Here is a 20,156-nt window from a genome sequence, read left to right as displayed (position 1 = left end):
CCCCTGGAGTTTGCCTCCGCTCTCCGACTTGGAAAAACTGATTCAAAAGTAACGGACATTACTAGGGAGCAGTTGGATTAAAGACTGGGGGCAGGTCAGATCAGCGGCGGCTGTTCATTACCTCCGCCCGGCTAGGATTGTCCGGGGCCGCGCTGGAAGCGTATCCGGCGTCTGGGGCGCTGCTGCAACTCGACTACGAGCGGTCACTGTGGGAAAGCACTGAGCGGAATCGTTAAAGGTGGGACCGGATGGACGAAGCTCCCAAGGGGCGCTTCGTCCAGGGCTGTGCCGCTTACTTGGAAATCCACTGCAGGAACTCGCGACGCTCTTCCGGCGTGGCCTGGTTCCATTGGGCTTTCAAGGTGTCCACGTAGCTGCCGGCCGGTGCCGCCGCTGGTGCCGCCGAGGAAGACGGAGCGGGAGCCGGCGCGGAGGCCGCTTCCTTGGGAGCGATCACGGCGGCGGGCTTGGGCGCTACCGCTTCGCTGGTGGAGGATTCCACCTCGGTGCCGGTGAGTGGCGCCAGAATGCTGCGCTTGAGCACCAGGCCACTGGGCTGGGTCGGGGTCTTTTCGCCGGTGGCGGTGTTTTCCACCCAGCCGGAGAAGTTGTTCGCCAGTTCCCGGGCTTCGCGGGCGTTTTCCGGCTGCTTGTAGTTCATGGCGTAGTACTGGCCGGCCTTGCCGTTGACCGGGAACACCACCGGATCGGATTTCATCACTTCGTGGCTTTCCGAGTTCAGGTCCCACAGTTCCTTGTAGTAGGCCACGATTTCATAGGTGCCGGGGGTCAACTTCAGATCCTTGTGGGAGGTGTTGAAGAAGGTGTTGGCGCCTTTTACCTCCTGGCCATTGATGGTGACGACTTCCATCTGGGTCGGGACCCGCACGGTCAATACCTGGGTGTCCGGCTTTTTCGGGCCATCATAAAGCTGCACCACCGGATTGCGGGCGCAAGCGGTGAGTGCCAGGGTGGCGAAGATCAGGATCAGAAGGGAACGCGGAGAAGGCATGGTGAACTCCCGATAAAACAGGCCCGACAGTGTGCCGATGGCCGGTGAAGGTTTTATGACAATGCTCATGACGGTATGTGCCACGACGGCAACAGCGGGGCGGGTCAAAAGCCCCAGGTTTCCAGATTGGCCGGTGGCTGGCCGCGGTTCAGTTTGTCCAGGCCGCGCAGACCCCGTATTACCCACCACACCACGGTGATGGTCAACAATACCCAGCCGATCAGCGCCAGCGTGGTCAGCCCGGAGATGAAGTAATACAACAAGCCGATCCAGAATGTCCGGTACTGGAAGCGGAAATGGGCGCGGACCGGATCGTCGGTCTGCGGTGCATAGAGGTGCGCGATCACCACCGCCACCAGCGCGGTAAGGCCGCCGGTAAGGATGCCCAGAAGAAGCAAAACATAGGCCAGTTTACACAGCTGGGTATGATTATCCGGCATTGAGGGTCTCCTGATCGGCCGGGCGGGAACCGAACAGCACCTTACCCCGGCCTTCGCTGCAAATGAAGCATTAGCCGCGATGATCGGCAACGAAAGGATTGTGCTGGCGCTCGTGGCCGATGGTGGACATTGGTCCGTGCCCGGGGATGAACGCCACGTCGTCGCCCAGGGTGAACAGCTTGGTCTGGATGGCGTCGATCAGGGTCTGGTAGTCGCCCCGGGGGAAGTCGGTGCGCCCGATGGAGCCGTTGAACAGCACGTCGCCGACCACCGCCAGTCCGGCTTCCGGCTGGAAGAACACTACGTGCCCGGGAGTATGGCCGGGGCAATGCAATACCTTGAGTTCCGTCGCGCCGACAGTGACGGTATCGCCGTGTTCCAGCCAGCGGGCGGGAGTGAAGGGGCGAGCGGGTGGAAAACCCATCATCTGTGACTGTTGCGGCAGCATGTCGATCCAGAACTGGTCGTCACGGTGGGGCCCTTCGATCGGTACGCCCAGTTCCTCCGCCAAGTCCGCGACACCGCCCACATGGTCCAGATGAGCGTGGGTCACCAGGATCTTTTCCACCTCGCCGCCAAGCTGCTCGAGAGCCTGGTGAATGCGGGGCAGATCGCCGCCGGGGTCGACGATGGCGACCTTGCCGGTGTCCTCGCAAATCAGGAAAGAACAGTTCTGTTCATAGGGGGTAACGGGCAGAATGGCGTATTTCATGGCGGATCGGCTTTGAAAAACGGGGCCGACAGTATAACCCGAACAGAAAGGAGAGCAGTGATGAGTTCATCTCCCGTAGCCATTGTGACCGGAGCTGGTACCGGCATCGGACGCGCGGTGATGCTGGCGCTGGTGAGCGCCGGATATCGCGTGGGTGCCGCCGGCCGTAATGGCGAGCGTCTGCGACAGGTGCTGGCGGACGCCGGGCTGGGACCGGATCAGGCGCTGGCCATCGCCACCGATATCACCGACCCGGATTCGGTGAAGGCCTTGTTCACCGAGGTGAAGGAACGCTACGGCCGGCTCGATTTGTTGTTCAACAACGCTGGTATCGGCGCTCCGCCGGTGCCGCTGGAAGAGCTGCCGGTGAAGCACTGGCGGGCGGTGGTGGACACCAATCTGACCGGGGCTTTCCTGTGCACTCAGGAAGCGTTCCGCATCATGAAGGAGCAGGACCCGCAGGGCGGGCGCATCATCAATAACGGCTCGATCTCCGCCACCTCGCCGCGACCGCGTTCGGCCCCCTACACCGCCACCAAGCACGCCATGACCGGGCTGACCAAATCCACGTCTCTGGATGGCCGCGCTTACAACATCGCCTGTGGTCAGATCGACATCGGCAACGCCGCCACCGAAATGACCGAGCCGATGCGGCGCGGCATCCCCCAGGCCAACGGCGACACCCTGGTGGAGCCGATGATGGACGTGTCCCATGTGGCTGATGCGGTGGTGCACATGGCGCGACTGCCGCTGGACGCCAATGTGCAGTTCATGACCATCATGGCCACCAAAATGCCGTTTATCGGGCGGGGTTGACCCTAGCCGGCCTGTTCCGCCCGCTCCAGTTCGGCGAGGATTTCCTCGTTGTGCTCGCCGAGACGCGGCGGCGGCCGGCGCAGGCTGCCCGGGGTGCGCGACAGATTCACCGGAGCCGCCGCCAGTAACGCTTCCTTGTCCAGTCCGGGAATGGTCATGGGCTGCAGCATGCCGGTGGCCTGGACCTGGGGATGGGCCAGGGATTGCGCCGGGGACAGCACCGGCGCCGAGGGGATGCGCGCCTCCGCCAGCGCGTCCAGCGCCTCGTCGAGGGTGCGTTCCGCGCACCAGGCCGCGATACGCTCACACAGTTCCTCGCCGTGGGCGCCGCGCCCCTCATCGTCCTGGAAGCGGGGATCTTCCAGCCATTGCGGCTCATCGATCAATGTCGCCAGCCGGCGGAACAGGGGATTGCCCACCGCCTGCAACACCAGCCAGCCGTCACGGGTCTCGAACAGATCGCCGGGGTTGGTGAAGATACCCCGGTTGCCCGCCGGTTGGCGGTTGCTGGCAACCAGATGCTGTTCCACCAGGGGCTGGGCGTGGGCGGACAGCGCGGTATTCAGCAGGGCCCCTGTGACCTCCTGGCCGCGTCCGCTGAGATTGCGTTCCATCAGTGCCAGCAGGGTGCCGAAAGCCGCATGGGTGGCGGTGGCGTGGTCCACCCAGTTCACCTGGGTGCGGCGGGGTTTACCATCCTCACCACTCAGATACACCCCACCGCACATCACCTGGCCGATACTGTCGAAGCCGGGACGGGTGCTCCATGGACCTTGCTGGCCGTAGGCGCTGAGGTTGACCAGGATAATATCCGGCTTGATGGCGCTGAGCGTGGCGTAATCCAGGCCCATCTTGCGCAGGGTGGTGGGGGGCAGATTGGCCACCACCACATCGGTGTCGGCCAGCAGCCGGCGCACGATGGCGCGGCCCTCATCGCTGGTTACGTCCAGGGCCAGCGAGCGTTTATTGCGGTTCATCTGCAGGTACAAGGCACCGGTGCCGTCGTCGGTCACCGGCATCAGGAAACGGTCTTCCGCGCCTTCCGGGCGTTCCACCCGGATCACATCGGCGCCGAACTCCGCCAACAGTGCCGCGCAAAAAGGGCCGGCGATGAAACGGCCGAAATCCAGAACACGGACACCGGTAAGCGGTCCCGCGTTGCCGCCAGCGGGCGGTGTTGTTGTACTCATGATCTCTCCCGATGTCTGTCTTTGTTATGATTTACACTGTATCAATAAACCAATATAAGCCCATAACCGAGGTCCGCGCCAATGGCGTGGTTGGGGAGAACCGGGTGCCGAAGAAACCGAAGACCAATCAGGAAGTGGCGGTGTTCCGTAAACGGGTGTGCGATGTCGCCACCCGTTTGTTCATCGAGCATGGGCCGGAGAACGTGACCATGCGGCAGATCGCCGCCGAACTGGGCGTCAGCGCGATGACACCGTATCGCTACTTCCGGGACAAGGATGAAATCCTCGCCGCCGTGCGCGCCGCCGCCTATAACAAGTTCGCCTCGTCGTTGTCACGGGCGGTGAACCGGGCCCCGGATGTCCGTGCCAAGGCCCGCGCCGTGGGCGATGCCTATGTCCGTTTCGCCAAACGCTATCCCGCCGCGTACCAGATGATGTTCGACTTCTCCATGCAGGACGAGGAGCGCTATCCGGAACTGGTCAAAGCCAATGCCCGTGCCCATGAAACCATGATCGGCTATGTGCAATTAATGATTGATGCCGGCCTGCTGCAAGGGGACGCGGATCTGATCGGGTATATGTTCTGGGCCACCATGCACGGCATCGTGGTGCTGGAGATGGCCGGCCGTCTGGACCGGGAAATCGACGCCGATACCCTGCGTGAGAAGTGCATGCGTACACTGTACGCGGGCATGCTGGCATCGCCGCCCTCACTGGAGCCGGGGCCTCCGGCGCACGAAGATCAGGCTTGATCTTTAAAGATATACGGTGTAAATCTTATCGCCATCCCGGAGCGATGCGCTTCCGAGCAGACCATTGAATTTACAATGTAAATAAATTTTCAATGTCAATATGAGACCGGCCGCCGACGGGCGCCGGAATGAAGAGGATTTCCCATGGCACTTCCCGCTTCCATCGCCGACCGGCTGCGTTTGCCGGTACTGTGTTCGCCGCTGTTCATCATCTCTAACCCGGATCTGGTTATCGCCCAGTGCAAATCCGGCGTGATCGGTTCCTTCCCCTCCCTGAACGCCCGTCCGCTGTCACAGCTGGACGAGTGGCTGCACCGGATCACCGAGGAACTGGCGGCCTGGGATCGTGATCATCCGGATCAGCCCGCCGCGCCCTTCGCGGTCAACCAGATCGTGCACAAGACCAATGATCGTCTGGAGCAGGACCTGGAGCTGTGCGAGAAGTACAAGGTGCCGCTGGTGATTACTTCCCTGGGCGCCCGCGAGGACCTCAATCAGCACGTGCACAGCTGGGGCGGCATCACCCTGCACGACGTCATCAATGATCGCTTCGGCCGCAAGGCCATCGAGAAGGGCGCGGACGGCCTCATCGCGGTGGCCGCCGGTGCCGGCGGTCACGCCGGCAAGTTGTCGCCGTTCGCTCTGGTTCAGGAATTACGCCAGTGGTTCGATGGTCCGATCGGGCTGTCCGGCTCCATCGCCAATGGCCGTTCCATTCTCGCCGCCCAGGCCATGGGCGCGGACCTGGCCTACATCGGCTCCATGTTCATCGCCAGCGAGGAAGCCAACGCGGCGGAAGGCTACAAGCAGATGATCGTCGACAGCTCCGCCAACGATATCGTCTACAGCAACCTGTTCACCGGCGTGCATGGCAACTACCTGGCGCCGTCGATCCGCAATGCCGGCCTTGATCCGGAGGACCTGCCGGAAAGCGATCCGTCGAAAATGAACTTCGGTTCCGGCGGCAACAGCAAGGCCAAGGCCTGGAAAGATATCTGGGGCTGCGGCCAGGGCATCGGCACGGTGGACAAGGTGACCTCCGCGGCCGAACACGTGGACCGTCTGGCGCGGGAATACGAAGCCGCCAAGGCCGAGCTCAACGGCAAGGTCGCCTCTCCGGCGCTGCGCGCCGCGAGCTGATCCCGATGACGCATACCCTGATCCTCGGCGGTATCCGTTCCGGCAAAAGCGCGGAAGCGGAGCGGGCGGCGGCGAACAGCGGCCGCCCGGTGACCTACGTGGCCACCGCCACCGCCGGGGACGGGGAAATGCGGGATCGTATCGAACGGCATCGCCACCGCCGCCCGGACCATTGGGGGCTGGTGGAAGAACCGCTGGCGCTGGGCCGGGTGCTGCGCGAGCAAGCGCCGGCATCGCCGTGTCTGCTGATCGACTGCATGAGCCTTTGGCTGAGCAACCTGCTGCACGCCGGCGAGGAACGCTACCAGAAGGAGCGCGACGATTTCCTTGAGACCCTGGTCGAGTATCCTGGCCCGGTGGTGATCGTCAGCAATGAAGTGGGGCTCGGCATTATTGGCATGGACCCGCTCACCCGCCGCTTCGGCGATGAACTCGGCTGGCTCAATCAGGCCCTGGCGCAACGTTGCCAGAATGTACGGCTGGTGGTGGCCGGACTGTCCCTGGACCTGAAATCCATCACCTGAAATCCGCTACCCGATCCGGCTGATCCGGAACGCCTCTCCCCCTTTGACCCAAGCGTCGCCCGGCGCTCATCCGGTTGTCATGTTTGTGCCGGACAGCAACGCTATACTTTTCGCTACGCGACCCAGGCGTTACTTTAAAAAGCCATAATCCTTTCCCCGTCTGGGGTGAGTCCGGGAACATACCGCCAAGAGTTGATCATGTTGATGCGATCCTTTTATATCATGACATTGCCGTTGGTGCTGGCGGCGTGCACGGATGCCGACAGTACTTCTTCCGACGTAAAAAAAGCAGTTCGCGACGGCGCATCCATCTATCAACAATACTGTGTGGTTTGTCATTCCAGCGGGGCCGGCGGAGCGCCGATAGTGGCCAAGAAAAACCGCTTGCACTGGTCCCACGAAGTGGAAGAGGAAGGCTTTGACGCTATCGTGCGCGAGGCCATCAACGGTGTTAACGCGATGCCGCCACGGGGCGGGTGCGTGGATTGCAGCGACGAGGAAATTCGCGCCACCGTGATTCATATGTTGCAGTTGAGCGGCGCCAAATAAGATTCATTGCGGAATAGCGAGAGAGAGTCTCGATCGGGGGCACGGGTCTGTACGGAGGTCTTCCGGGATCGCCGTGAATACGTCCCTGTAGGCTCCCTGTTTGACGTCCCTGTCAAACAGGGTCCCGGAAGACCTCCGTACAGACCCGCTTCGAGTGAACCGCAGCGTTCCGGGCCCGAACTACGAGGAACCTTTCAGCACAGAGAAGATTGCTCCCCATTCTTTCATGGTGGTTTGGTGGTGGTCGGAAGAACTTCTTCGCTTGCCGGTTACCTCGAAGCGGGGCCGTGTTATACCTTTGCGGGACCCTGTCGAACAGGGACGTTCGACCGGGAGCCTACATGGACGTATTCACGGCGTTCCCGCAAAGGTATAACACGGCTCCGCTGTCCTTACTGTGGAACAGAAAAGCTTTCCCTAACCAAACAAACCGGACAACAGATCCCGCAATAATCCGGTGATCGGCGACAGCAGATCGCGGAGGAAATCCAAAGGCCCTTCCAGCACCGTATCCAGTATCGTGGTGATCTCCCGTACCAGGGTGGACAGTACCGAGGAAAGGAAATCCCCGGGCAGGGCGGGATAGTCTTCGGCTCCGGGAATCTTGTTGAGCCAGAGCACATCGTTGACCAGGTGCTCCAGGGTTTGCTGGACCGTTCCCACCAGTTCGTCACCGCCGGCGCTGACGTCCAGGGCCACCAGCTGTTCCAGAGTGTTGGCCAGTCCCAGGGTGACGGTGGACAGTACCGACGTGAGCCCGGCGAACACCGGCACCTCCTCGGGCATCACTTCCTCGATGCCATCCAGGATGTTATGCAGGTTGCGGGACAGCTCCACCAGAGGACCGGCGATGAAGGCGATGTCGTCCACCGTGCTGCCTTCTCCCGGCTCGGTTTCGCCGCTGCCGATCCCCGCGGCCAGGGCCTGGAAGGCACCGCCCAGCTGATCGAACGGCGCCGGCAGGCTGCTGGTGTCGATGGCCTGCAGTTGCTCGGCCGCGGCCAGCACCGCCTCCACCGACTGGGTGATTTCACTGCTGTCTCCGTTGACGATGGCGGCGGTGGCCGCATCCAGGGCGTTCAACAGAATGTCCATACCGGCGATCAGTTGATCCAGTGTTTGCCGCATGTCCGGCGGCAAGTCCGCGCCGGCTTCGGTGAAACCCGACACCAGGGCCTCGCGCAACTCTTTCAGCGGGCCGGTGAAGGTGGCGTCGAAGTCCTCCGGTAGAGGCAATGGCAAGGCGCCGTCACCGATGGGCTGACCGGTAAAGTCATTGCCGGGAGTAAGGCCGGTTTTCGCTTGCTTGTCATAGCAGTGCGTGAACGCCGGGGTCAGCTCATCGCTGCCGTCGATGACGCCAAGCCCTTCCGCGTCTTTATCCACCACATAGACTTCCAGGCACAAAGATGCCGGAGTCTGGTTTTCCTCATCCGCCTCGGTGGCCTGCAGCCACATGAAACCGTATTCATCACCTTGCTGGAACAGCGCCTGGTTGCGCTGCGGATCGTCGATGGAGCGATGTTTGCCGGCGGCGCCGCTAACCATGAATTGGGTTCGGCCGCAGGAGGACGGCACGCCTGACAGCACCTGCAGATCATGATCGTGACCGGCCAGGAAGAAGTCGGCCTGATCGCACACCGCCTCTTCCATGAACGCCTTCCAGCGGGTCCCGGCCAGCACTGGCAAAATTTGATGCGGCACGCCGTCGTAATTACCGGCATTGCCATGGGAACCATTGGAAAGATAAGGGTGATGCGCCATGGCGATCTTGAATACCGCATTGGAACCGGCCAGTGCGTTCACCGCCCAGTTGCGCTGGTCCACGCCATAGGTGTGGTAAGCGTAGGCGATGTCCGGGTCGGCGAAACCGCCGGCGATGGGGTTGGAATCCAGGGCGAAGAAATCCACCAGCGGGCGGCCGTCACGGGTGGTCGGAGCCGGCGTGTGCCGGTAGTACCGATCCGGCATTTTCCAACGGTTGGACAGCCGGCCATCGAAGTAATGGTAGTCGACCTGGAATTCGCCGCGGGCATTGCCAGCACCATCACCGCCGACATAACCGGTGTTGTCGTGGTTGCCCAGTACCATGTAGAACGGCAACTGGATCGGCTCGAAGGGTTTTTCGAATTTTTCCTCGAACTGGGGGTCGTCGACGCTGGTGACTCCGGATTCATAGATGTTGTCGCCCAGCCCCAGGGCGAGATGGCAGCCGGCGGCCGGGGAAGCTTCGTCCATGCCGCCTTTATGGTCGCAGACGGCGGCTATGGCTTCCCCCACCGCATACTGGCCCGATGAGCCGCTACCGGAATCGCCGATCACGATGAAGCGCAGCGCCGCCAGGGGCTCGGGTTCCGGTTCGGGATCCGGCCCCCCATTGCCGCCATCGCCGTCGCCGCCGTCACCACTATTGCCGCCATCGCCATCACCCGGCACGTTGGGATCGGGGTTGGCGCCGCCGCCGGAATCACTGCCGGAAGAGCCTCCTCCTCCGCAGGCGGCCAGAGTCAGAGCCGCCAGCAGGGGCAGCAGTGTCCATAGGGGCTTCATGATAGTACCTCTTCCTGGTTGTGCTCGACGGGAGGATGGAACAGGGCGGTGCGCAACGTTCGGGGGCGGGATAGCGGCAGGTCTTCCTTGATGCGGCTGCTGCCGCTTTCCACCGCCACGACCTTGGTCAGCCGATCATTGATCTGACCGCGCAGGTCATAGGCCTCGATGCTGTTGACATAATGGAACTCGGCCTGGGCGCGGCCGCGGGTCACATCCACCAGGATAAAGCCGTGGGTTTTCAACTCGGTGTAGCGAATGTGCGGATTGACCACCGGAAGCGCGACAGAGGCCAGCTCCGCCAGGCCGTCGGGGAAACCGGGGCTGGTTACCGACGGCGCCACGAATTCCGCCGCCAGCGGGCGGGCAAACAGATCCCCCACCAGCACGGCGGGATTGCGGTACAACTCGTTGGCCCAGGAGGTGTGAATGTCCCCGGTGAGCACGACCACGTTATCGATCCGGTTGTCCTCGATATGTTTGAGAATGGTGTCGCGGTCGGCGGTATAGCCATCCCACTGATCCATGTTGACGGCCAGCAGCTGGCCCTTCATGTCCGGGGTCAGGCCGGGGATTTCGAGAATATTGAGTTGCGCGAACATGACCTGCTGGCCGATGAAACGCCAGTGTCCCCGTGCGTTGTCGAGCCCGGCGAGCAGGAAGTCCATTTGTGCCTCGCTGATCAGGCGGCGATCCGGGTCATTGCGGTTCGGATCCAGTGAGCCGGCCACCGCCGGCAAGGGTTCGTCACGGCTTTCCAGCCGGGTATCCAGCAGGGTCAGATCGAGCAAATCGCCGAAGTGGAAGCGGCGATAGATGATGTCCGTGTTACCGGGCTCGCGGGGACGGATCGGCATCCATTCGAAATACACTTCACGGGCGGCACTTTTGCGCTGCTGCCAGACACCTTCGGTGAGAGGGTCGTGGTTCTCGGCGCCACCGTGCCAGCTGTCGTTGGCGGACTCATGGTCGTCCCAGATCGCGATCATGGGGAACTGTTGGTGCAGCGCCTGCAGGTCCTCATCGGTTTTGTACTGGGCATGGCGGCGCCGGTAATCCTCCCGGGTGACGATTTCATGAGGCGGATCGGGGACGCGCTCGGGAAAGTCGCCGTACTCGCCGGCGCCGTATTCGTAGATGTAATCCCCCAGATGCAACACGAAATCCAGGTCGCCCAGGTCCGCCACCGCTTTGTAGACCGAGAAATAGCCATTGGGGAAGTTGGAGCAGGACACCACCGCGAAGCGGGCCCGATCAGTGGCCTTCCAGGACTCCGGGAAGGTGCGGGTGCGGCCGATCGGGGAGCGCTGCTGCCCCACCTCGAACTGGTAGTAATACCAGCGGCCGGGCAGCAGTCCGGTGGCATCCACCTTGACGCAATAGTCGCCATCGGCGCTGGCCACGGCCTGGTATTGAGCCACCACCGCGGTCATGGCGGGATCCGTGGCGACGGTGGCGGTGACCGTTACCACGGCGTCTTCCTCGGGAGTGACCCGGGTCCACAGGATCACTTGCGTGGAGAGCGGGTCGCCGGATGCCACGCCATGCAGAAAACGGACGTTGGGCGGCGCCGGGGGTTCCGGTGATGGGGGCGTCGGTGTGTCGGGGTCCGTGGGCTGATTGGGTGTGCCGGGATTGCCGGCGGGCACGCCACCGTCACCACCGCTGCCACCGCCACAGCCGGCCAATGCCAAAGTGCTGCCTGCCCCGAGCGCTCGTACCAGAGCGCGACGCCTGTGATCCATGCTGATCCCCGCTGAAAGACGGTCAATAAACGCCCCAAGAGTAAGCAGGGAATTGCACCGGCGCCGTGGCTCTTGCGTTTAGTACCGTAGTGCCATGTATCGGTTTGTAAGGGCCCAGTTAAAGGTGACGAGGGGATGAAAAATGGATGAAGAATCGCGGACACGGAGCGGGTCCGGTGGAACGTAATCGGGGGCCGGAAGGTCTTCTTTCTGAGTGTTTGCCACTCAGGCCGCCGTTCGCGCGGCGTCAGTGCGCCCCGAAGTGTCGGAGAGAGATGTGCGTATTCTGGTCATCGAGGATAACCCGGATATTCTGGCCAACGTCATGGATTACCTTCAATTGAAGGGGTTTACGGTGGATTGTGCCCGGGACGGGGTCAGTGGATTGCACCTGGCGGTAACCCAGTCGTTCGATCTGATTCTGTTGGATATCATGCTGCCCGGCATGGACGGCTATCAGCTGTGCGAACGGCTGCGTCAGGACGCTTGCGTGACCACGCCGATCATCATGCTGACGGCGCGCGACGCCTTGGATGATCGTGTCCGGGGGTTGCGTACCGGCGCGGACGATTATCTGATCAAACCGTTCGCGCTGTCGGAACTGGTGGCCCGTATCGAAGCGGTGTTGCGCCGCTGTCATGGTGAGCTGAAGCGGCACCTGCAAGTGGCGGACCTGCATTACGATCTGGATACCCTGGAAGTCACCCGCGCCGATCAGACTTTACGTCTGAACCCGTTGGCGTTGAAGCTGCTCGCGATCCTGATGCGGAAAAGCCCGGCGGTGGTGCGCCGGGAAGCGCTGGAGGAAGCGTTGTGGGGGGAGGATCCTCCGGACAGCGACAGCTTGCGCAGCCATATCCATCAATTGCGTCAGGCCGTGGACAAACCCTTCGAGCGGGCGCTTCTTCATACCGTTCATGGTATCGGCTATCGACTCTCGGACCGCGCCGATGTCTAGCCGGCAGCCGTTCGTCCAGCGTTTGGTGATTGCTTTTACGTTGATGACACTGGTGGTCAGCGGACTGTTCTCCTTCGGCATTTTCTTCTCCGTTCATTTTGTCGAGCAGCATCTGATGTCGGAGGAAATGGATCGCAAAATGGATTCGATTCTTTCCGATGACGCGCCGGCACACTCTTCGTCGCGGCTGGACGTGAAGACCCGTTTCTACAGTGATGCCGGCGCGGGTCTGCCGGTGGCGCCCTGGATGATGACGCTGACTGCCGGCTTTCACGAGTTGGAGCGCGGCGGCGAAGCCTATTACGCCTATGTGCGTGATGAAGGTGGGCAGCGTTATTTGCTGTTGCAGGAGCAGCAGGAGTTCGAAGCCCGTGAGCAGGCATTATTCCAGGTGGTCGCGGTTGGCTTCCTGCTCAGCGTGGTGGCCGCCTGCCTGCTTGGTTGGTTGCTGGCAAGAAAAGTGATGGCCCCTTTGGTGCGGCTGGCCTGGCAGGTGCGGCAGGAAGACCGCTTGCTTTCCCATTCGCCGCCCCTGGCGCTGCATTACGCGGACGATGAAATCGGACATCTGGCGGCGGCCTTTGACGCCACGCTGCGGCGCTTGCATGAATCCCTTGAGCGCGAGCGTCTGTTCACCGGGGATGTCAGTCACGAACTGCGCACGCCGCTGATGGTGATCGCCGGCAGCTGTGAATTGCTGGCGGCCCGGCCACTGGCGGAGCGGGAACGGGAACAGGTGGAACGTATCGCCCGTTCGGTGAAGGAAATGCATGGTCTGGTGGACACCTTCCTGATGCTGGCGCGTAATGATCCAAAGGATTCGGCCTTCGCCGCCGACGCCACTCTTGAGCAGGTGGTGGAAGAACAATGTGCCCGCTGGGCGCCTCAGATGCGTGCCAAGGGGCTGGATTTTCAAGTGCGATACCCGCATGGCGGGGGCTGCACCTCCAAGGCCTATAACCAGACTTTACTGGGAGCGGTTCTGGGCAACCTGCTGCGCAATGCCTGCCACTACACCGAAAACGGCGGCGTCATACTGACGCTGTCGGCGCATGGCTTCAAAGTGGAGGATAGCGGGTCCGGTATTCCCGAAGCGGAGCAGGTGACGGTTTTTCAGCCGTTCGTGCGGGGAAGCAGCGCCCGGGGTGAAGGCATGGGGCTCGGTCTTTCGCTGGTGAAACGCATCTGTGCCAGTCAGGGTTGGCGTATCTCGGTCGCCTCCCTGCCAGCGGGCGGCTGTTGTTTTCATGTGTCGTTGTCGTCGCCCTGATTTTTTCGAAAAATGCCTACTTAACGAAATTTTGACATCTCTTTGACGAGTGTTTCAGGCGGGCTTTTCTACTGTTATGGCTGATATTCCCAATGGAGTAGAGCCATGTCGGATTCCCGGCCGGTGGAACTGGAATTTTCCAGGAAGTACGACCTGCAACACGCCGAACACTATCTGAAAAAACACCAGGATGGCTGGTCCCGCCGGCTGTCCAACTGGCGCGATCAACAGCTCGCGCGGCGCGCTCTGAAACAGGCCGGCGAGCCCAGGTTGGTGCTGGACCTGCCCTGCGGCGCGGGTCGTTTCTGGGCGACTCTGGCCGAGCATCCGGGCCGGGAGATCCTGGCTGCTGACTACTCCGCCGACATGCTGGATGTGGCCCGCCGCTATCAGGGCAGTGAAAGCCAGGGAAGGGTGCGGACCTTGCAAACGTCGGCGTTCTCCATCGACCTCGATGACGCCAGTGTGGATTGCGTGTTCTGCATGCGCTTGCTCCATCATGTCGCCGACGTGGAAAACCGAACGACGATATTGCGCGAGTTTCACCGGGTCAGCCGCGATACGGTGATCCTGTCATTGTGGGTGGATGGCAACTACAAAGCGTGGCGCCGCCGCCGTCTGGAACAACGTCGCGAGCAGGGTCGCAACTACGATCGCAACTACAGCCGCAGCCATGGCCACAACCGTTTCATCATCGCCCGGGAGCAAGTGGAGCGGGAATTCCATGACGCCGGCTTCGCCATAGTCGGTCACCAGGACTTTCTGCCGGGTTACGCCATGTGGCGAGTCTACACTCTGCGCAAGAGCGATATCGGCGGCCGGGGGCGGAGATGAGTGAATCAACCTTCCGCTACTGGTGGCAATGCCATGGGCCCTGGGTGGAGCCCGCCAACCAGCGCCGGGGTGGCGAAAGCGGTGTTCAGTACCTGCACGTCGAGGGTGATGGCGCGCCCGGCCTGTATTGCAAACGGCAAACCGGCCATTTGTATCGCTCGCTGCGGTATCCGCTGGGGCGCCCCACGGTGATCCGTGAGGCGGAGGCCTACCGGGCCTGGCAGGCTCTGGGTATTCCCTTGCCGGTGCTTCGCTACGCCGGCGCCCGGCGCGAACAGGGACAATGGCGCGCGCTATTGGTCACCGAAGCGCTGACCGGCTTCATCAGCCTGGATCAATGGTATGAGCAGGCGCCGCGCGCGGAACCGGAGCGGCATGCCATGCTCCATGATCTGGCCACTATTCTGGCGCGACTGCACACCGCCGGTTGGCAACACGGCTGCCTTTACGCCAAGCATGTGTTCGTCAATGTGGGGCATGGCCGGCCGCGGGTGGCGCTGATCGATCTGGAAAAGAGCCGCCGCCGGTTCCGGCGGGCCACCGCGTCATGGCGTGATCTGGATCAGTTCGGCCGTCACCGTGGCGCCATGCCGGAGCGGGACTGGGCCTGGTTTCTCGAGCAGTACCGGCGGGCCTGGGATTACAGCACCAAGGCGGCGGCCAGTAGAACAAGGGTTTCCACCACCTCGATCAAGGCGCCGGCGGTGTCCCCGGTGAAGCCGCCCAGCCGCTGACGGAGCAAGCGCACGGCGGCCCAGGTTATGAGCGCGCTGATCAGCACCCAGGCGGCACCGGCCAGTCCACCGAGCAGTACGGCAAGCAGGGCGGTCAGCGCCAGGGCCACGGTGACCTTGTCCCGGGGCAAGTGGTCCGCGCCGGCGCGGCCAAGGCCCTCCGGGCGGGCATAGGGCAACAGCAGGAACAGTGAGGCGCCGGCCGCGCGGGCCAGCACCGGTGCCAACAGCAACGCCAGCGACCAGCCCAGATCCAGCAGTGTCCATAACGCCAGAGTCTTGCCCAGCAGCACCAGCACCACGGCGCATACCCCGGCGGGGCCGCTGGCCGGATCCTTCATGATGCGCAGGGTGCGCTCACGATCGCCGTAGCCGCCGAGCCAGGCGTCGGCGCTGTCCGCCAGACCGTCCAGATGCAAGGCGCCGGTGATCAGCACCCAGGCCGTCACCAACAGGATGGCCAGGGGGGCGCTTTGCCAATGCAGCCAGCCGCCGGCGGCGGCGCCGAGCCACAACAGCAGTCCGACGATCAGCCCCACAAGCGGATAACAGGCCACCGCCAGGCCCTGATCGCGGTCGTTGGGGGGTTGCTTCAACCCGCTGGGCAGGCGGGTCATCAACGCCAGGGCGGTGCGCAGCGGCGTGCTTATCATGGCGTCAGTCCGTGGCTGAGCAGGCAGCCGAGACGGCCGTGTTCGGTATCGTCCAGCCGTACCCGGCTGCGGCCAGCGTAGGGGATATAGAGGCGTGCCATGGCCCGCGCCGGGGCCAGATCCAGTACCGAAGCCAATATCATCCGGATCATGCCGCTATGGCCGACCAGCAGCACGCGCTGTCCCGATAACCGGTCAGTCCAGTGCTGCCAGGCGCCGGATACGCGGGCGTGAAATTCGGTCAGAGACTCGCCGTTGGGGGGCGGGTGGCGCTCGCCATCGGCCCAGAACGCCGCCAGCCGCTCGCCGTCACGTTGCGCCAGTTCAGTCGGGGTGAAGCCTTCCCAGTCACCGAAGTGGATTTCCTTCAGTTGCGGTTCCACGTGCAAAGGCAGGCCCTGTTCCCGCGCCACCTCCTCGGCGAAGGCGCGGCAACGCAGCAAGGGTGAGCAGAGTACCGCGTCCCAGCGCTCTTCGGCGCCGAGGGCGGCACGCATCTGCGCCCAGCCGGTGGCACTGAGCGGATCGTCCCGGTGTCCGCGATAGCGGCGTCCGCCTTCCGGTTCACCGTGGCGGATCAGGTCCACCCAGGTGGTCGTTTCCGTGTCCATCGCTACTGTCCTTTGCTGATGCCCGCGTCCTGGAACGACGCCATCTGGTTATGCAGGGCGCAGGCCTGGCGCAGCAGAGGGATCGCCGCCGCCGCGCCGCTGCCTTCGCCAAGCCGCATATTCAGTCGCAGCAGCGGATCGGCGTCCAGTGCGGCCAGGACCCGGGCGTGGCCGGGTTCGGCGGACTGATGAGCAAAGTGCAGCCAGTCCGCCAGGCCCGGTTGCAGGCGCGTCGCCGCCAACGCCGCCACCGAGGCGATGAAACCGTCCACCAGCACCGGCAGCCGGGCCTGGGCGGCGGCCAGGAAAGCGCCGGCCAGGGCCGCCACCTCAAAGCCGCCGAGGGAGGCGAGCACCGGCAGTGGCTGATCCGCCTCGGCAACGGTATCGCGATGACGTTGCAAAGCCCGGTGCAGTACCGCCACCTTGTGGCGAAGGCCGTCGGCGTCGAGTCCGGTGCCGGGGCCGGCCAGTACCTCCGGCGCCAGGTCCAGCAGGGCACAGGCCACCGCGGCCGCGGCGGTGGTGTTGCCGATGCCCATCTCACCGCCAATGAACAGCTCGGCGCCGGCCGCCCGTTGCACCGCGTCCCGCCCGGCACTCAAGGCGGCCTGCAGCTGTTCTTCGCTCATCGCCGCCGCCGTTGCCAGGTTGGCGGTGCCGGGGGCGATTTCCGCCATCACGACTCCGTCACGGGCGGGTAGCGGGTGGGCGGTTCCAAGATTGACCACTTCCAGCTCCGCGCCCAAATGGCGGGCCAGCACGCTGATGGCGGCACCGCCATTGACGAAGTTGGCGATCATCTGACCGGTCACTTCCTGGGGGAAGGCGGACACGCCTTCGGCGCAAACGCCATGGTCGGCGGCGAACACCACGATGCGCACGCGGTCCACCGCCGGGCGGGGGCGTTGCTGTTGCGCGCTCAGGGTAATGGCAAGCTGTTCCAGCCGTCCCAGGGAGCCGGCGGGTTTGGTCAGGCTGGCCTGACGCTGACGGCCCTGCCGCAGAAAATCCGGGTTCAGGGAGGGGGGCGATTGTCGCCAGAAAGGGGAAGAAACGGACACGGGGTCATCCAGTGGCAAAGAGCAAAATGGTCGGCACGGCTGGGGAGGCTGTCAAGGGAAGAAGCGAATTGGGGTCCGTGGACCACTGGTGTTCCACAAAATCATGGTCTCACCCGGAAACAGGGGTACGGGAGTAACGACGCCGCCGCTGTGGGAGCTTGCTTGCAAGCGAATGTTGCAAACGTCTGAGCGCCCCCATGCGCCGCAAGTGTTGTGCCCCCCGCCTCCCACGCTAGACTTGGCGCCTCTTTTTATTGCGATGGTCTCCACAATCCATGGGCGCCTGGCTGTGCGTACTGGCTGTTTTACTGGACACCGCTTTGGGGGAACCCCGGCGCGGGCATCCGTTGGTGGTGTTCGGCGGCTGGGCCACGGCCCTGGAGCGGCGCTGGAACCGGCGGCCCGACCGGAGCGTGGGAGCCGGCTTCAAGGCGACGCTGTTGCTGGTGGGCGGGCCGGTGCTGGTGGCCGTGTTCTGCCAGTGGTGGTTGCCGCCGTTGCTGTTATGGCCGCTGCAGGTGTTGGTGCTGTGGTTGGCGATGGCGCCGCGCAGTCTGCATGAGCACGCTCTGGCGGTGGCGCGGCCACTGTCCGCCGGTGATCTGCCCGCCGCCCGTGCCGCCGTGGGACAATTGGTGAGCCGCGACACCAACGCCTTGGATGAAACCGGCGTCGCCACCGCCGCCACCGAGTCGGTGCTGGAAAACGGTGCCGACGCCGTGTTCGCCAGCCTGTTCTGGTTTCTGCTGGCGGGTCTGCCTGGCGTGGTGGCCCACCGCGCCGCCAACACCCTGGACGCCATGTGGGGGTATCGCACCGAGCGTTACGAATATTTCGGTAAAACCGCGGCCCGTCTGGACGACCTGCTCAACTGGGTGCCGGCGCGACTCACCGCATTGAGCTACGCGCTGTGTGGACGCACGCGGCTGGCGCTGTCCTGTTGGCGCCGGCAAGCCGGGCAGTGGTCGAGTCCCAATGCCGGCCCGGTGATGGCCGCTGGCGCTGGGGCGCTGGGCGTATCGCTTGGCGGCGGCGCGCCCTATCACGGCCAATGGCGGCAACGGCCCGTGCTGGGTGCCGGCCCGGCGGCGGAGGCGGCGACCATCAAGGCGTCGCTGCGGTTGCTGCGCAGAGCTCTTGGGCTGTGGTTGCTGGTGGCGGTGACCGGAAGTGTGTTGCTGTCGGTGGGGAGCCCATGAGCCGGGACTGGGAACGCGATCACGGCGGCCGCCGCCGGGCGGCGGCCCGGCTTTGGCGGCGCCCGGAGGCGGACTGGCTGGATCTGTCCACCGGCATTAATCCGAACGGTTGGCCAGTGCCGCCGCTGCCGCCGGAGGTGTGGCAACGGTTACCTGAGCCGGCACCGGAACTGGCGGATCTGGCCCGCCAATGGGTGGGCGCGCCGTCGACGGCGACCTGTCTGGCGGTGCCGGGCAGCCAGGCGGCGATTCAGCAACTGCCGTTGTTGCGCGCGCCTGGCCGGGTCGGCGTGCCGGTGCCGGGTTATGGCGAGCATGCCTTGTGCTGGCGGCGGGCCGGTCATCAGGTGCGCGGTCTCGGCAGCGGGCAGGTAGAGGCGGCGCTGGACCAGTTGGATGTGCTGGTCTGGATCAATCCCAATAACCCCAGCGGTGAGCGGTTGCCGCCGGAGCGGCTGCTGGCCTGGTGCCGGCGGCTGGCCGATCGCGGTGGCTGGCTGGTGGTGGATGAAGCCTTTCTGGATGAGCCGGCGCTGAGCGTCGCCACCGACACCGGGACGCCGGGACTGGTGGTACTGCGTTCTCTGGGCAAGGTGTTCGGGCTGGCGGGCGTCCGTGCCGGTTGGGTTTTCGCCGAAGCAGCGTTGCTGGAACGGCTGGCGCGGACGCTGGGCCCCTGGAGCCTGAGCGGCCCGGCCCAGGCGGTGATGGCGGGCGCCCTGGCGGACCACGCCTGGCAACGCGAAAACCGGACAGAGCGGCGGCGGGCGGCGCGGCGCTTGGCCACGCTGCTGGAACGGGCGGGGCTTGCCGTGGCCGGCGGCACGGATCTGTTCCTTTACTGCCCCCATTCACGCGCCACGGTACTGGCCGATGCGCTGGCCCGGCAAGGCATTCTGGTGCGGGACTTCGTTGAACCGCCGGCCCTGCGCATCGGCCTGCCTCCGGACGAGGCCGGCGCCTGGAAACGGCTGGAGCAGGCTCTGGTCGCGCCGGCGGTGCGGGAAATCATTGACCCGCCGCGGCCGGATTGATAGTTTCGCGCCACTTTCGGGTGCCCGGGAGCCTGCCAGGCTACGGGTTAAACGGGAAGTCGGTGAACCTTGGGTTGCGAGCAGCCCCCAACGGTGAATCCGGCACTGCCCCCGCAACGGTGATTGAGTACACCGCGATCCGCGACCGGTCCGGCGCCGGCCGCCACCACTGTGCCTCAGGCATGGGAAGGTGATCGCGGCGGAAGGATGTTCCACCTTCCACCTCATCAGTCCGGATACCGGCCCGAAGGGGAGAGGCTTGCCTCTCCGCCAGGCGTCGCGGTGGGCGGCCGCCGGGTGATGCGAGGGCGTTTTCCGCGCCCGCTTTCGTGGCTTGCCTCCGCCGCTTCTCCCGGATGTCCCGCCGTG

At 63.9% G+C, this 20,156-nt stretch carries 20 protein-coding genes and 1 riboswitch; of the genes, 11 read left to right on the top strand and 9 right to left on the bottom strand.

From position 1 onward, the window contains the following. Nucleotides 1-292 precede the first annotated feature (292 nt). From CRO06_RS02200 to CRO06_RS02190, 3 genes are all read right to left on the bottom strand, one after another. Complete coding sequence (locus tag CRO06_RS02200; protein ID WP_022994787.1) at nucleotides 293-1,081, bottom strand: DUF2057 domain-containing protein; 789 nt, start codon at nucleotides 1,079-1,081, stop codon at nucleotides 293-295. Between the two features lie 35 nt (nucleotides 1,082-1,116). Continuing rightward, a complete protein-coding gene (locus tag CRO06_RS02195; protein ID WP_014996473.1) occupies nucleotides 1,117-1,452 on the bottom strand; it encodes a DUF4870 family protein in 336 nt (111 codons plus the stop codon). A 70-nt stretch (nucleotides 1,453-1,522) separates the two neighbouring features. Beyond that, nucleotides 1,523-2,164 carry an MBL fold metallo-hydrolase gene (locus CRO06_RS02190; RefSeq protein ID WP_055100420.1) on the bottom strand — a complete coding sequence of 214 codons (642 nt, stop codon included), beginning with the start codon at nucleotides 2,162-2,164 and terminating at the stop codon, nucleotides 1,523-1,525. Nucleotides 2,165-2,224: 60 nt separating this feature from the next. Here CRO06_RS02190 and CRO06_RS02185 point away from each other — a divergent pair, with 60 nt between their 5' ends. Next, nucleotides 2,225-2,980 (top strand): SDR family oxidoreductase, encoded by a 756-nt coding sequence (locus tag CRO06_RS02185; protein ID WP_022994789.1) that lies wholly within the window; start codon nucleotides 2,225-2,227, stop codon nucleotides 2,978-2,980. A gap of 2 nt (nucleotides 2,981-2,982) precedes the next feature. On the opposite strand, the gene CRO06_RS02180 is transcribed toward CRO06_RS02185, so the two are convergent. After that, a complete protein-coding gene (locus CRO06_RS02180) occupies nucleotides 2,983-4,170 on the bottom strand; it encodes a CaiB/BaiF CoA transferase family protein (protein ID WP_097057642.1) in 1,188 nt (395 codons plus the stop codon). Between the two features lie 104 nt (nucleotides 4,171-4,274). Here CRO06_RS02180 and CRO06_RS02175 point away from each other — a divergent pair, with 104 nt between their 5' ends. The 4 genes from CRO06_RS02175 (at nucleotide 4,275) to CRO06_RS02160 (ending at nucleotide 7,135) form a co-directional block, all read left to right on the top strand. Further along, the gene (locus CRO06_RS02175; RefSeq protein WP_022994791.1) at nucleotides 4,275-4,922 is read left to right on the top strand and encodes a TetR/AcrR family transcriptional regulator; all 648 of its coding nucleotides are present in this window, start codon (nucleotides 4,275-4,277) and stop codon (nucleotides 4,920-4,922) included. Between the two features lie 144 nt (nucleotides 4,923-5,066). Next, nucleotides 5,067-6,062 carry an NAD(P)H-dependent flavin oxidoreductase gene (locus CRO06_RS02170; RefSeq protein ID WP_022994792.1) on the top strand — a complete coding sequence of 332 codons (996 nt, stop codon included), beginning with the start codon at nucleotides 5,067-5,069 and terminating at the stop codon, nucleotides 6,060-6,062. A 5-nt stretch (nucleotides 6,063-6,067) separates the two neighbouring features. Beyond that, nucleotides 6,068-6,586 (top strand): bifunctional adenosylcobinamide kinase/adenosylcobinamide-phosphate guanylyltransferase, encoded by a 519-nt coding sequence (cobU, locus tag CRO06_RS02165; RefSeq protein ID WP_097057641.1) that lies wholly within the window; start codon nucleotides 6,068-6,070, stop codon nucleotides 6,584-6,586. Between the two features lie 198 nt (nucleotides 6,587-6,784). Further along, complete coding sequence (locus CRO06_RS02160; RefSeq protein ID WP_022994794.1) at nucleotides 6,785-7,135, top strand: c-type cytochrome; 351 nt, start codon at nucleotides 6,785-6,787, stop codon at nucleotides 7,133-7,135. Nucleotides 7,136-7,552: 417 nt separating this feature from the next. Here the strand turns inward: CRO06_RS02160 and CRO06_RS02155 are convergent, their stop codons facing one another. Then, entirely contained in the window at nucleotides 7,553-9,685 is a 2,133-nt protein-coding gene (locus CRO06_RS02155; RefSeq protein WP_097057640.1) for a metallophosphoesterase, read from the bottom strand. Continuing rightward, complete coding sequence (locus CRO06_RS02150; RefSeq protein ID WP_080531700.1) at nucleotides 9,682-11,430, bottom strand: alkaline phosphatase D family protein; 1,749 nt, start codon at nucleotides 11,428-11,430, stop codon at nucleotides 9,682-9,684. The genes CRO06_RS02155 and CRO06_RS02150 overlap by 4 nt, the downstream gene beginning before the upstream one ends. 277 nt (nucleotides 11,431-11,707) lie before the next feature. On the opposite strand from CRO06_RS02150, the gene CRO06_RS02145 reads away from it, so the two are divergent. From CRO06_RS02145 to CRO06_RS02130, 4 genes are all read left to right on the top strand, one after another. Then, complete coding sequence (locus tag CRO06_RS02145) at nucleotides 11,708-12,388, top strand: response regulator transcription factor (protein ID WP_022994797.1); 681 nt, start codon at nucleotides 11,708-11,710, stop codon at nucleotides 12,386-12,388. After that, nucleotides 12,381-13,658 (top strand): sensor histidine kinase, encoded by a 1,278-nt coding sequence (locus tag CRO06_RS02140; RefSeq protein WP_097057639.1) that lies wholly within the window; start codon nucleotides 12,381-12,383, stop codon nucleotides 13,656-13,658. Before CRO06_RS02145 ends, CRO06_RS02140 begins: the two co-directional genes overlap by 8 nt. Before the next feature lie 105 nt (nucleotides 13,659-13,763). Then, a complete protein-coding gene (locus tag CRO06_RS02135) occupies nucleotides 13,764-14,492 on the top strand; it encodes a class I SAM-dependent methyltransferase (RefSeq protein ID WP_097057638.1) in 729 nt (242 codons plus the stop codon). Further along, complete coding sequence (locus CRO06_RS02130; protein ID WP_022994800.1) at nucleotides 14,489-15,226, top strand: lipopolysaccharide kinase InaA family protein; 738 nt, start codon at nucleotides 14,489-14,491, stop codon at nucleotides 15,224-15,226. Before CRO06_RS02135 ends, CRO06_RS02130 begins: the two co-directional genes overlap by 4 nt. Here the strand turns inward: CRO06_RS02130 and CRO06_RS02125 are convergent. The 3 genes from CRO06_RS02125 to cobT are packed head-to-tail and all read right to left on the bottom strand — an operon-like array spanning nucleotide 15,133 to nucleotide 17,554. Next, nucleotides 15,133-15,879 (bottom strand): adenosylcobinamide-GDP ribazoletransferase, encoded by a 747-nt coding sequence (locus CRO06_RS02125; RefSeq protein ID WP_097057637.1) that lies wholly within the window; start codon nucleotides 15,877-15,879, stop codon nucleotides 15,133-15,135. The two genes, CRO06_RS02130 and CRO06_RS02125, sit on opposite strands and share 94 nt — an antisense overlap. Next, nucleotides 15,876-16,490, bottom strand: a complete 615-nt coding sequence (locus tag CRO06_RS02120) for a histidine phosphatase family protein (protein ID WP_026948288.1) — start codon at nucleotides 16,488-16,490, stop codon at nucleotides 15,876-15,878. The genes CRO06_RS02125 and CRO06_RS02120 overlap by 4 nt, the downstream gene beginning before the upstream one ends. 2 nt (nucleotides 16,491-16,492) lie before the next feature. Next, the gene (gene cobT, locus CRO06_RS02115; RefSeq protein ID WP_097057636.1) at nucleotides 16,493-17,554 is read right to left on the bottom strand and encodes a nicotinate-nucleotide--dimethylbenzimidazole phosphoribosyltransferase; all 1,062 of its coding nucleotides are present in this window, start codon (nucleotides 17,552-17,554) and stop codon (nucleotides 16,493-16,495) included. 275 nt (nucleotides 17,555-17,829) lie between these two features. On the opposite strand from cobT, the gene cbiB reads away from it, so the two are divergent. Together cbiB and cobD are read left to right on the top strand one after the other, a co-directional pair. After that, nucleotides 17,830-18,753: an adenosylcobinamide-phosphate synthase CbiB gene (gene cbiB / locus CRO06_RS02110; RefSeq protein ID WP_097057635.1), complete on the top strand. Its 924-nt coding sequence runs from the start codon at nucleotides 17,830-17,832 to the stop codon at nucleotides 18,751-18,753. Then, entirely contained in the window at nucleotides 18,750-19,787 is a 1,038-nt protein-coding gene (gene cobD, locus CRO06_RS02105; RefSeq protein ID WP_097057634.1) for a threonine-phosphate decarboxylase CobD, read from the top strand. The genes cbiB and cobD overlap by 4 nt, the downstream gene beginning before the upstream one ends. Continuing rightward, nucleotides 19,788-20,049, top strand: a riboswitch (cobalamin riboswitch). The last annotated feature ends 107 nt before the right edge of the window (nucleotides 20,050-20,156 follow it).

Source organism: Alloalcanivorax xenomutans (assembly GCF_900217905.1).
Lineage (GTDB): Bacteria > Pseudomonadota > Gammaproteobacteria > Pseudomonadales > Alcanivoracaceae > Alloalcanivorax > Alloalcanivorax xenomutans.
The sequence above is the reverse complement of the archived record's forward strand: the minus strand, read 5'-3'. Positions and strand labels throughout refer to the sequence as shown.